Here is a 12,922-nt window from a genome sequence, read left to right as displayed (position 1 = left end):
TCGCATGGTGCCGCAGATACCTCGGACATCGCCAAGCTTTGTAGATCGCTGTGTGCGGAGCAGCTCGCACTACGGCACCCGTGCACTCCCGTCCATGTCAAGGAAACGTTAGGATGGCGGCCGTGATGCAGGGAGAAACGTGGTGAACAACCGGCCGTACGGACACAGCGACACCCGCGCATCGCGGGCGCCATGGCTGGTCAAGATCACCTCGCCTGCTCACTTTGCGCTGGCACTGGGCCTGGGTGCCTGGCTGCAAAGCGCGTTGGATCTGCCATTACCTGCGCCAACCCCGTTGGCGTGGATCGAACTGGCCGGCGGCGGCATCGCCGGTCTCGGGCTGGCGCTGGCGGTGAGCTGCTTCATCCTGTTCGCGCGCCAGCGCACCACCATCATGCCCAGCGGTCATCCGTCGCGGCTGGTGCTGGACGGCCCGTATCGCTTCACCCGCAACCCGATGTATCTGGCGCTGGTGCTGAGCTACATCGGCCTATGTCTGCAGCTGGGTCTGCTGTGGGCGGTTGCGTTGTTGCCGCTGCCATGGCTGGCCTTGCAGCTCTACGTCATCCCGTTCGAAGAAGCGCGTCTGCGCAGTGAATTCGGCCGCCATTACAGCGCCTATTGCGCGCACGTGCGGCGCTGGCTGTAGCTCTCGATTGTCAGTGACATCTGCGTTGCGATTGACCCGATCGATCGCATTGGCACGTTCGCACAGCCGCAGCATGCCATCGACGCGCGGCATCGACGTACGCGCGCCGGGCGGTCGCAGCAGATGAGATGAATGGGCGATAGCGTGCCCATTTCGCAACGCGCGCCCCATCACGCGTTCCTCATGCAAATCCCTTAACTATCGCGCTATGAAGATCGAAGTCTGGCAAGGCGACATCACCGAACTCGACGTGGACGTCATCGTCAACGCCGCCAACGAATCATTGCTGGGCGGTGGCGGCGTGGATGGGGCCATCCATCGCGCAGCCGGCCCGCGTTTGCTGGAAGCCTGCGAAGCGTTGCCGCAAGTGCGACCGGGCGTGCGCTGCCCGACCGGCGAAATCCGCATCACCGACGGCTTCGATCTGAAGGCACGCCATGTGTTTCACACCGTCGGCCCGGTGTGGCGCGACGGCAAGCACAACGAGCCGGAACAACTCGCCAATTGCTACTGGCAGTCATTGAAACTTGCCGAGCAGATGATGCTGCATTCGATCGCCTTTCCGGCGATCAGTTGCGGCATCTATGGATACCCGTTGTATCAGGCCGCACGCATCGCCGTGACCGAGACACGCGACTGGCAGCGCTCGCACAAGGTGCCCAAGCACATCGTGCTGGTGGCCTACAACGAGGCGACCTTCAAGGCATATCAGCAGGCATTGGCCGCGCAGGAAACTGCGGCCGCCTGAGGCGCGATGCAAAGATTGAAGTGACGAGCGCCGCGAGGCGCTCGTTGCGTTTTGACAAGGCGACTGACGTGCAACGCCATCACTGCCGCCGACAGTCTTTCAACGACTTCAGTACGGTATGACGGTGTGGCCCGAAATCGCGCCCGATTAGCGCTGTCGCTCTTGATCGAGGCAAACAAAAAACGCCGGCATTGCTGCCGGCGTTTTTCGTCTTATCGATGCGATGGCCTTGAAGCCGTCGTCAACCGATCAACCCTTCCACTTGCCCAGCGCGGCCAGACCGTTTTCCTTGGCGCGCTCATAGATGATCTGCTGCGCCTTGGCGAAGTTGCCGGTCATGTCCTTGGCCCACAGCTTCAGTGCGGCCTGCTGCATCGCACGGCCGTAGGAGAAGCTCAGCGGCCACGGCAGATTGCCGAGCTGGTGCATCTCGTTGAGGTGCGCGGTGGACTGCTCGTCGCTCTGGCCGCCGGACAGGAACACGATGCCCGGCAGGATCGCCGGCACGGTCGACTTCAGGCACATCACGGTGGACTCGGCCACTTCTTCGATGCCGGCCTGCTCTTCGCAGCCCTTGCCGGAGATGACCATCGAGGCCTTCAGGATGGTGCCTTCGAGCACGACATTCTGCTCATACAGTGCGCCGAACAGCGAACGCAGCGTGGCTTCGGTGACTTCGTAACAGGTCTCGATGTCGTGGCTGCCGTCCATGATCACTTCCGGCTCGACCATCGGCACCAGGCCCTGTTCCTGGCACAGCGCGGCGTAACGCGCCAGCGCATGCGAATTGGCCTCGATGCAGGTGCCGGACGGAATGTCTTCGCCGATGTTGATGACCGCACGCCACTTGGCGAAACGCGCGCCCAGTGTGTAGTACTCCTCAAGCCGTGCACGCAGACCGTCCAAGCCTTCGGTGACCAGCTCGCCCGGCATGCCGGCCAGCGGCTGCGCGCCCTTGTCGACCTTGATGCCCGGAATGATGCCGTGGGCGGTCATGTACTCGGCGAACGGCACGCCGTCCTTGGTCTTCTGACGGATGGTCTCGTCGAACAGGATGGCGCCGGAGATGTAGTCGCTCAGCTTGGGCGTGGTAAGCAGCAGTTCGCGATAGGCGCGACGGTTTTCTTCGATGTTCTCGATGCCGACGCTGGCAAAACGCTTGGCGATCGTGCTGGTCGATTCGTCGATGGCAATGATGCCCTTGCCCGGGGCGACCATGGCCTGGGCGGTTTCGGCAAGCTGTTCGATGCTCATGTAGTTCCTGTGGCAGCTGCGGGGGAGAACGAAAGTATAGCGACGAAAGTCGCAGACATTCCTTCACGGAATGTCTGCAACCGATTACACGTGTCCTGCGTGACAGGATGTGTGGCGCGGCGCGCATCGCGATGTGCATCGCGATGTGCACGCATGACGACGATGCCGGTGGCCGCGCATCGGGCGGATGCGCGCATGGGTCTTGTCTGGCGTCTTGCGTGCGCAAACGTTCCGCAACAAACCTCAGCCGGACATGCCACACAGCACAACGGCGACCCACAGGCCGCCGTTGTGTTTGTCCTCGCTATCACCACGCAGCGCGCGTTTCGCACGCGCGCTGTGTCATCACCAAACAGGCGTGACTACAGCTCGCCCAGTCCGCTGGCGCGGCCGTCTTCGCCCACTTCCAGCAGACGCAGCGTGTTGGTGGCGCCGTGGGTTTCCATATGCTCGCCGCTGGTAAAGACCACGCGGTCGCCAGGCCCCATGCGCTCGTTCTCCACCAGCAGACGGATCGCCGCACGTGCGGCTTCGCGCGGGGTCAGGCCGCGGCTGTCGAAGCTGATCGGGAACACGCCGCGCATCATCGCCATGTGGCGGCGTGCGCCATCGTGCCGGGTGAACGCGTAGATCGGCATGTTGGAACGGAAGCGCGACAGGTAACGCGGCGTGCCGCCGGACTCGGTCAGCGCGACCACGCCGGCCAGACCGATGTGCTCGGACAGGAACATGGTCGCCATCGCGATCGCCTGGTCGGCGCGCTGCAGGTTGCGTTGCGCCGCTTCGAAGTCGGTGTCGAATTCGAATTGGCGCTCGGCACCCAGACAGATGCGCGCCATCGCTTCCACCGCACGCACCGGATAGGCACCGGCCGCAGTTTCGGCCGAGAGCATTACCGCATCGGTGCCGTCGATGACCGCATTGGCCACGTCGAGCACTTCGGCGCGGGTCGGGATCGGGCTCTCCACCATCGACTGCAGCATCTGCGTGGCAGTGATGACCACTTTGTTCTGCGCCAGCGACTCGCGGATGATCTTCTTCTGCAGGCCAGGCAATTCGGCATCGCCGATTTCCACGCCCAGATCGCCGCGCGCCACCATCACCACGTCGGAGGCTTCGACGATTTCGACCAGGTTCTCGATCGCTTCGGTGCGCTCGATCTTGGACACCAGCGCGGCATCGCAACCGTGCTGACGCGCGATGCGGCGTGCATCGTTCATGTCTTCGGCATTACGGCAGAACGACACCGCGATGAAGTCCACACCGATCTTGGCGACGATGCCGATCAGTTCCTTGTCGCGCTCGGTCAGCGCGCCCAGCGACAAGCCACCGCCCTGCTTGTTCAACCCCTTGCGATCGGACAACACGCCATCGTTGAGCACGGTGGTGACGATGCGCTGGCCCTGCACTTCGGTGACCTGCAGCTGCACTAGGCCATCGTCGAGCAGCAGCACATCGCCTGCGGCCACGTCCTGCGGCAGACCCAGGTAGCTGACGCCGACCTGATTCTGGTCGCCCGCAGGTGCATTGGGGTCGGCCACCAGGTCGAAGCGTGCGCCGGTGGTCAGCTTGATCTTGCCTTCGGCAAAGCGCTCGACACGGATCTTCGGGCCAGGCAGGTCGGCCAGGATGCCGACCTCGGCACCGACACGTACCGCAGCGGCGCGGACTTCGGCCGCACGCTTGGCCTGGCCGGACGGATCGCCGTGGCTGAAATTGAGGCGCACCACGTTGACGCCCGCCTTGAACAAAGCGTCCAGCACACCGGGCGGATCCGTGGCCGGTCCGAGCGTTGCGAGGATCTTGGTGCGGCGTTGACGTTCTTTCATGATGGCCTCCCTGTAAAAGCCGCGAAACTTAACACACGCGTCACGTACCAAGGATGGCATTGCGGCATAGCCACCCTCGCATTCCGGCATGTCCTGAAGACAGTGCGGGACAGTACGTACGCTTTCCGCACCACGCTGACGCGCTGCGGGCTGAAACTGTGGGCTGCCACCCTAACGCGGCGGCGGTGAAGAACAGACTTTGCAAGCGTCAATGATTTGCGTCGATCAATGCACGCAACTCGGCCGGGGTGTGTGCGATTGCACCGGCACCGGCGGCGCGCAGTTCGGCTTCGTCGCCGAAGCCCCACAACACGCCGATGCTGTGGATACCGTGGTGAGTGGCGCCGTCGATATCCATGCGGCGGTCGCCGATCATCACGCAGCCGGTTTTTTCGATCTGCAAACGGCGCAACGCTTCGGCGATCAGGTCCGGCTTGAAGCGGCGCTCGCCGTCTTCGCTGGCGCCGATCACGTTCTCGAAGCACGCACCGAAGGGCAGATGCTCGACGATGCGGCGCGCGTAGCGCTCGTTCTTCGAGGTCACGACCGCCAGGCGATGGCCGGCGCGCTGCAGGTCGATGACGACCTCACCGATACCGTCGAACACGCTCAGTTCGGTCCAGCCCACCGCGTCGTAGCGCGCGCGGTAGGCGGCCAAGGTGCGCTGCACCAGCTCCGGATCATCCGGAAAGCACTCCGTGAAACTGTCGCGCAGCGGCGGGCCGATCCAGGCGCGCAGGGTCTGCGGCGACGGACGCGGCTGGCCCACCTCGTCGAAGGCATGCACGATGCTACCGACGATGCCCGGCTCCGAATCGACCAGGGTGCCGTCCAGATCGAAGAACAGCGTGGCTGCACTCACTTACCGCGCGCCTCGAGTGCGGCCACCGCCGGCAGGGTCTTGCCTTCCAGGAACTCCAGGAACGCGCCGCCGCCGGTGGAGATGTAGGTGACGTCCTTGGCGATGTCGTACTTGTCCACGGCCGCCAGGGTGTCGCCACCGCCGGCAATCGAAAATGCCCTGGAGCTGGCGATCGCACGCGCCAGGGTTTCGGTGCCATGGCTGAAGGGCTCGAATTCGAACACGCCCACCGGGCCGTTCCACACCACGGTGCCGGCGCTGGCGATCAGCTCGGCGTAGCGCTTGGCGGTCTGCGGGCCGATATCCAGAATCAGATCGTCGGCCTCCACGGCATCGAGCGACTTCACGGTGGCCTGCGCATCGGGCAGGAACTGCTTGGCGACCACCACATCGGTGGGCAACGGAATCTCCGCGCCGCGCAGCTTGGCATCGGCCACGATCTGGTTGGCGGTGGGAATCAGGTCCGGCTCGTTCAAGGACTTGCCCACGTCATGCCCGGCTGCGGCGATGAAGGTGTTGGCGATGCCACCACCGACGATCAGCTGGTCGACCTTGTTGACCAGGTTGGACAGCAGCTCCAGCTTGGTGGAGACCTTGCTGCCGGCCACGATCGCCAGCAGCGGCTTGGCCGGGTTGTCCAGCGCCTTGGCCAGCGCATCGAGTTCGGCCATCAGCAACGGGCCGCCAGCGGCCACCGGGGCAAAACGGATCACCCCATGCGTGGAGGCCTGCGCGCGATGGGCGGTACCGAAGGCGTCCATGACGAACACATCGCATAGCGCGGCGTACTTGCGCGACAGGGTCTCGTCGTCCTTGCCCTCGCCGACATTCATGCGGCAGTTTTCCAGCAGCACCACCTGGCCCGGCGCCACCTCGACCCCGTCGATCCAGTCACGCACCAGCGGCACGTCCACGCCCAGCAGCGCGCTCAAGCGCGCGGCCACCGGCGCCAGCGAATCTTCTTCGGTCCAGCTGCCTTCCTTGGGGCGGCCCAGGTGCGAAGTCACCATCACTGCAGCGCCCTTTTCCAGCGCCAGCTTGATGGTGGGCACCGAGGCGGTGATGCGCTGTTCGGAGGTGATCTGGCCGTTGTCGATCGGCACGTTGAGATCCTGGCGGATCAGCACGCGCTTGCCGGAGAGATCGAGGTCGGTCATGCGGACAATGGACATGGAGTCAGCTCGCTAGGTCTGGGGATTCGGGAGTGGGGATTGGAGATTGGTCGTGCGGAAGCAGGCCGCAGGGGCGCTGGATGTCATGCATTTGCAGACGCGTTGAAGCAGCCGCTGCACGCTGTCGTTGCGCCCGCGTGCGGATCGCGGGGGATCGCACATTGCCTGTCACGCATGTCGCTGCCGACACGGCTGGCGACGCGGAAGATGGTCGGTCGAAGACGACGGGCAATGCGGATGCCTTGGCGACGGGGGACGCCCATTGTCGGACCTTCGCGCCGCAGCGGCAAACCGCAGTGCGGCGCACGTCGTTATCAGGCGTTGCGATTGGCCGCCGAGCTACGCAGCAGACTCACTGCGAAACCGCCGACCAGCAAGGCGCCGCCGACCAGCAGGCCCCAGAGCAACCAACGTTTCCAGTCGCGCGGCGTGGTGGCCGGCTGCAATGCAGCATCGCCAGCCAGCGGCTGTGCCTGCGCGGCGACGCTAGCCTGGGCCGGTTGCCACTGCGCACCGCGTTCGCGACGTAGCGCCTGCAGCATCGAGGCCAGCGGCGCTTCACCGCGTTGCACGCGCGCGCTGCCGGCAACCACTGCGTATGGCGGCTGGCCCTGCGCGAGAAACATCACCCGCTCCGGCTGGTAACCCACACGCAGGGTCGGCACTGCGGTGCTGCGCCCTTGTGCGGCGAGCAGCCGCCACTGACGATCGCGCACCGGAGCGGACAGCACTTGCGGCGGCGATGCGGCCGCCGCGCCATTGCCCAGGCGATAGGCCAACCACGGCCCGGCCCGGCGCTGCCACGGCGCATCGTCGGCATCGCGGCTTTCCACGATCCATTCGACCGCTTCGGCCTGACCACCGCCGACATCGATCTGGGTGATCGGGAAGCGCCCCGGCAGGACGTACACCACGGCTGCGTCCTGCGCAGTGCCCGGCAACTCCAGCCATTGCGAGTGGGTGGGCGCGGCGATGCCGTCCAGCTCCGCATCGACCACACGCAAGGCCGGCAACTCGCCCGACACCGGCACGATGCGCAGATAACGAGCGCCCTCGTCCAATGCGATGCGCCGTTGCTGCAGGCGCTGGGCCTGATTGTCCAGCGCCATCACGGTGGCGTCGGAAGCGAGCACGCGCCAGTCGCGCAGATCGTCGCTGCCTTCCACGCGCAGTTGGGCCTGCACCGGCGTGTTGCCGTCCCAATCCAGCCACAGCGCGCGCACACGATCGCGCAATGCGCTGGCATCGATCAGCCAAATGCCGCCGGCGCCCGCAGCTACCGATGTGCCGGTCGCAAAACGGCCTTCCAGCCGGCGCACCGCGCCACTGGCATCGCGCTCGGCGATCAGCTGCAGATCGCCGTTGGCAGGCGCCGCACCCGCCGGTAGCGCAAACAACGGCAAGCGCTGCCGGCGTGGTGCGACAGCTGGCGCTGCGTCCACGGCGAGTAATGCAGTTGGCATCTCTTCGCCGCGCGCATCGATCACCGTGACATCGCGCAGCGCTGCGTCATCTGCGCTGCGATAGAGCGCATCGTTCAAGCTCAGCTGATACATGCCGGCATCCGAGCCGGCGACCTGCAACGGCCATTGCTGACGATAGTCCTGGCGCACATCGGCCGCCTGCGCCATCAGCGGCACCAGCAGCAGCCATCCCCATTGCCTCGCTTTCATGCCTGATCCTTTTCGACGCCATCGTCTGCGACAGCAGGTTCTTCAGCGGCCGCCTGGCGCGGCGGCGCCGGTGCCAGATAGCCCACCACCGTGCACAACAGGCCATAGGCCATGAACGAGCCGATGCCGAGCAGATTGCCCAGATGCTGGCGATCCACCAAGACAAGCTTGGCCAATACCAGACCCATCAGCAACGCCCCACCCAGCCACAGACCGCGTTGACCGCGACGCGAGCCGATCACCCAGCCCAGCACGCCCAGCACGCTCCACACGATGGTCAGGCTGGTCTGCGACAAGGTGGCGTTGATCAAGGACCCATCCCACGCCACGCCACCCCAGTGATGCACGCTGTGCAAGGTGCTGCCGGTGATCAACACCCAGCCCAGCACACCCAGCGCCGTCACACGCCAGCGTTGCAAAGCCAACGGCGCCCGCATGGACCATGCCCAACGCGCAAGCAAGGCCAGCACGGCCAGTTGCGCCAGCTCGGCCGGGTTGAGCACGGGCAGCCACGGCAATGGCGCGGCGCTCACCGGATCCAGCAACACGATCAACCAGCCGATGCCCAGCACGGCGAACACACAGCTCAGCAAGGCATTGCGCGCAGGATCGAAGCTTTCCCCCTGCGGCCATGCCAGCCACGGCCAACGCAGCAGACCCACGGCCGCCACGGCAAGCCAGGGCGCGGCGAGCAAGGCGCAGCGCCAGCCGTTGGCAAGCAGGAATGCATCGGCCAACCAGGCTGCGCCCAACGACACCACCAACGGCCACAGCAACCACCAGATGAACTGCGCGGCCACAGCGCCTGCACCGTGTTGCATGCGCAAGCACCACAGCGCACGTGCACCGGCCAACGCAAACCCCAACCACGCCAACGCGCCCCAATGCGCGAACGGCTGGGTATGCGCATGGCTCTGCCAGAGTGCCAGCGGCACGGCCAGCGCCAGCCCGGACATCACCGTCCACACCAACGCCGTTGCCGGGCGACGACGATGGACTTCGGCCGCCATCCACAGCGTAAGCGCGGTAAAGCCCAGCAGCAGATCCGGTTCGCTGCGCAGATCGCCAGCAAAACTGAAGATCTCGTGCACGCCGCAGAATGCCCACCAGCCCAGCCCCCACAGATACGCAACCAGTGCACGCCGTGGCTGCCCTGCATCGCGCAGGAACCAGGCACTGGCCCAGCCGGCAAGCGCAAGCAGCAAGGTGCTCATGCAGGTGGCATTGGCAATGGCCATCACGTCGTAACGCCACGCATCCACGCCGAAGGCGACGCCGACCGCCGCAAGCAACTGCAGCGCAACACCGCTGAACTGCGAGATGCGTCGCTGCTGCCGCAAGCCCAACCACAACAAGCCCACACCTTCGAGCGCGAACACGCTGGCGGTGGCACGCGCCGACAATGCCAACGGCACCGCCAGCGTCGCAAAGCCCACCGCCAGCATCGCGTGTGCTTCGCCCAGCAAGCGCGTGGAGGCACGCCGCAGCAGCCAGCTCGCCAGACCTGCATACAGCACCGCCACGGCCAGCGCGCACAACGCCAGCGGCAACCGATCGCCTTCCAGCAGACGCGCCTGCAACGCGAACGCCACCAGCGGTGTGCCGAACAACAGGCTGCCGTCGATGACCTTGCCTGCACTGCTATCGCCGCGGCGCGCATGCAGCACCGGAATCGCCACATACATGGCGAAGAACAGCAGCAGGAACGGCTCGGTACTGGCGAATTTTGCCGGGCTGTATTGCAGCGCGCCCCACAGCGTGCCGATGCCGAAGGTGAAGGCGAATCCGAGCAGGTTCAGCACCCGCCACGGACGCGTCCAGGCGATCGCCACGATGCCGGCGTTGAGCACGGCGTAATACGAGAACAGCGCAACATGATTGCCGCTGCCGGTGGATAGCCAGATCGGCGCGAGGAAGCCGGCCAATACACCGAGTACCGCCAGCGTGCGCGAATCCTGCACCACCGCCAGCACGCACATGCCGGCAATCAGCACCACGCTGATGCCCATCGCCAGGCCAGCGCCCAGCAATCCATACAACTTGAAGGCCGCGAACACGGTCAACAACAGCCCGCCGATGGCGCCGCCCTGCAAGGCCAATGCAAAGCCCGGGCGCTGCAGCCGCTGCTTCCAGCCGAAGACCAGGCCAGCCAATGCCAGCACGCTGATCCCGGCCAGCCGCAGCTCGACCGGCATGCGCATCCAGCCCTGATCGCTGGCGTACTTCAACAACGACGCCACACCGGCCAGCAACACCAGCATGCCGACCTTGACCGGCACATTGCCTTCGGTGAACCAGCGCTTCACTGCGCTGGCTGCGCGCGCGATCGGGCCGGGTTCGGATGGGATGTATTGCGGTTGCTGCTGTGGCTGTGGCTGTGGCTCAGCCTGCGCAGGCGCAGTGGACGAAGTCGGCGCATCGGCAGCGCTACGCGCTGCCGAAGACGCTGGAGCTTCTGCCGGCAATGATGGCGGCATCGTCACGACAGGCACCGGTGCAGCTTGCAGGTCTGCTGCGCGAGGCGAGTCGGGCTTGCCAAATCCGACCTCGGATGCGTCTTGCTGCGGCTCCCACGCCCTGAAAGGCGTTGGGGTATGCACCGCCGCCGCATCCGCGGCCCCTGCCCCACTGGCCTGCCACTGCGCAAGCCGCTGCTCCAGTGAATCCACGCGTCGCCGCAACCCGGCAATCCACACCAGTGCGATCACCAATCCCACCGGCAACGCAAGCAGAAACAGCACTACCAGCCCGATCATCGTTTCCAACGCAGCAACCCCCTGAGTCGGCATCCGGCCGAATGCGCGAACCATACAGGCTCAGGACGCGTCTGGGCAGCCAAGCCGAGGGGAAAGCCCTGCGACGCAATCACGTCAGCGGCTCCGGGACGCAATGGCTGCACGTACGCAAGCGCGCCCAAAAAAACGCCCGGAGAACCGGGCGTTTCAAACTTATTCGCGGTAGCCGCTGTCGTTCTTGTTATGGATGATCCAGATCAAGTTGCCGCCGGTATCCATCGACTTGCCAGCGAAGACCAGACGGCCCTGGCCCTTGTAGGCCATCTCGTACCGGTAACGGTCGCCGCCGAAGAAGAACGGAATGAACGCCTTGCCAGTCACGTACGAACCCTGGTCATTCGGCTGCCCGATCAGATCGGTCACCTGCTTCATCGGCATGCCGATCTGCAACTGGGTGAACTTGCTGCCCGGCGCAGGCTTGCCGGTGATCTCGCCTTCGTAATCGTTGACGCCCTTGACGGTCTCGCCATAGCCGGCCTCGACGTCGGACGACTTGATCACTTCACCATCGGCATTCATCCAGGCCGGCGTACCGCTCTGCTTCTTCGCCGCCCAACTGTTCAACGGAGCCGAAAACGCAATCACCACACCGAGCGCCAATGCGCCCGCCAGAAATTTATTCATCGTTATGTTCTCTCGATCCATGGAGTTCCCCGATCCTTCGTACACGACACGGGAACGGCCGCCGTGCGCGCAAATTAGCGCACGTGAGCCTCTCAAAGTCCACATCTTGTACTGGCGACGAAGCGGTAACGGCGCATGTCCACATCACATTCCGACAGACAAAAAACGAAAGGCCCCGGCATGCCGGGGCCTTCAACGCGTCGCCTAAGCGCGCGATTTACTTCGCCACAACCCGCACCATTTCCAGGCACTTGTTGGAGTAGCCCCACTCGTTGTCGTACCAGGACACCAGCTTGACGAAGGTGGAGTCCAGGGCGATGCCGGCGTCGGCGTCGAACACCGAGGTGCAGGTCTCGCCGCGGAAATCGGTGGCCACCACCTTGTCTTCGGTGTAACCCAGCACGCCCTTCAGAGCGCCTTCGCTCTGCGCCTTCACTTCGGCACAGATCTCGGCGTAGGTGGCCGGCTTTTCCAGCTCGACGGTGAGGTCAACCACCGAGACGTCGGAGGTCGGCACGCGGAAGCTCATGCCGGTGAGCTTCTTGTTGAGCTCGGGAATCACCACGCCGACGGCCTTGGCAGCACCGGTGGAGGACGGAATGATGTTCTCCAGGATGCCGCGCCCACCGCGCCAATCCTTGTTCGACGGGCCGTCCACGGTCTTCTGCGTTGCCGTGGCCGCGTGCACGGTGGTCATCAGGCCGCGCTTGATGCCCCACTTGTCGTTGATCACCTTGGCCAACGGCGCCAGGCAGTTGGTGGTGCACGAGGCGTTGGAGACGATCGCTTCGCCCTTGTAGGTCTTGTCGTTGACGCCGAACACGAACATCGGCGTGTCGTCCTTGGACGGTGCCGACAGGATCACCTTCTTGGCGCCCGCGTCGATGTGCTTCTGCGCGGTTTCCTTGGTCAGGAACAGGCCGGTGGATTCGATCACCACCTCGGCACCGACGGCATCCCACTTGAGGTTGGCCGGGTCGCGTTCCTGGGTCAGACGGATCTTGTTGCCGTTGACGATCAGCGTGTTGCCGTCGACCGATACATCGGCCTTGAAGCGGCCATGCACCGAATCGTATTGCAGCATGTAGGCCAGATAGTCGGGCTCGAGCAGGTCATTGATGGCCACGATCTCGATGTCATTGCCGAAGTTCTGCACCGCAGAGCGCAGCACGTTGCGGCCGATGCGACCGAATCCGTTGATGCCAACCTTGATTGCCATGTTCACTAGCTCCTGCGGCCGCGACAGCGCGGCGGATGGAAAGGGACGGCCATTCTAGCAGCGTCGCACTCGCGCAGCCGTGCGTTTGAATACCGCG

Annotated in this window: 10 protein-coding genes; 2 read left to right on the top strand and 8 right to left on the bottom strand. The window is 64.7% G+C overall.

What is annotated here, in order from left to right; genetic code table 11:
• Positions 1-142: 142 nt before the first annotated feature.
• Together AC1PLU_RS05290 and AC1PLU_RS05285 are read left to right on the top strand one after the other, a co-directional pair.
• A complete protein-coding gene (locus AC1PLU_RS05290; protein WP_481107899.1) occupies positions 143-649 on the top strand; it encodes a methyltransferase family protein in 507 nt (168 codons plus the stop codon).
• A gap of 208 nt (positions 650-857) precedes the next feature.
• On the top strand, positions 858-1,397 hold the full coding sequence (locus tag AC1PLU_RS05285; protein ID WP_115040845.1) for an O-acetyl-ADP-ribose deacetylase: 540 nt from the start codon (positions 858-860) through the stop codon (positions 1,395-1,397).
• Between the two features lie 249 nt (positions 1,398-1,646).
• On the opposite strand, the gene AC1PLU_RS05280 is transcribed toward AC1PLU_RS05285, so the two are convergent.
• The 8 genes from AC1PLU_RS05280 to gap form a co-directional block, all read right to left on the bottom strand.
• Positions 1,647-2,651 carry a class I fructose-bisphosphate aldolase gene (locus AC1PLU_RS05280; RefSeq protein WP_006451416.1) on the bottom strand — a complete coding sequence of 335 codons (1,005 nt, stop codon included), beginning with the start codon at positions 2,649-2,651 and terminating at the stop codon, positions 1,647-1,649.
• 362 nt (positions 2,652-3,013) lie between these two features.
• Entirely contained in the window at positions 3,014-4,480 is a 1,467-nt protein-coding gene (gene pyk, locus AC1PLU_RS05275; protein ID WP_043889404.1) for a pyruvate kinase, read from the bottom strand.
• A 208-nt stretch (positions 4,481-4,688) separates the two neighbouring features.
• Positions 4,689-5,342, bottom strand: a complete 654-nt coding sequence (locus AC1PLU_RS05270; RefSeq protein WP_481107898.1) for an HAD family hydrolase — start codon at positions 5,340-5,342, stop codon at positions 4,689-4,691.
• Entirely contained in the window at positions 5,339-6,514 is a 1,176-nt protein-coding gene (locus AC1PLU_RS05265; protein ID WP_023904966.1) for a phosphoglycerate kinase, read from the bottom strand. Before AC1PLU_RS05265 ends, AC1PLU_RS05270 begins: the two co-directional genes overlap by 4 nt.
• A gap of 314 nt (positions 6,515-6,828) precedes the next feature.
• Complete coding sequence (locus tag AC1PLU_RS05260) at positions 6,829-8,187, bottom strand: DUF3999 domain-containing protein (RefSeq protein WP_481107897.1); 1,359 nt, start codon at positions 8,185-8,187, stop codon at positions 6,829-6,831.
• The gene (locus AC1PLU_RS05255) at positions 8,184-10,943 is read right to left on the bottom strand and encodes a DUF2339 domain-containing protein (RefSeq protein WP_481107896.1); all 2,760 of its coding nucleotides are present in this window, start codon (positions 10,941-10,943) and stop codon (positions 8,184-8,186) included. The genes AC1PLU_RS05260 and AC1PLU_RS05255 overlap by 4 nt, the downstream gene beginning before the upstream one ends.
• A gap of 192 nt (positions 10,944-11,135) precedes the next feature.
• Positions 11,136-11,606 (bottom strand): hypothetical protein, encoded by a 471-nt coding sequence (locus AC1PLU_RS05250; RefSeq protein WP_043889406.1) that lies wholly within the window; start codon positions 11,604-11,606, stop codon positions 11,136-11,138.
• A gap of 217 nt (positions 11,607-11,823) precedes the next feature.
• Positions 11,824-12,825 carry a type I glyceraldehyde-3-phosphate dehydrogenase gene (gap, locus tag AC1PLU_RS05245; protein WP_006451409.1) on the bottom strand — a complete coding sequence of 334 codons (1,002 nt, stop codon included), beginning with the start codon at positions 12,823-12,825 and terminating at the stop codon, positions 11,824-11,826.
• Positions 12,826-12,922 lie beyond the last annotated feature (97 nt).

The organism is Xanthomonas sp. NCPPB 2933 (assembly GCF_056725225.1).
The sequence above is the reverse complement of the archived record's forward strand: the minus strand, read 5'-3'. Positions and strand labels throughout refer to the sequence as shown.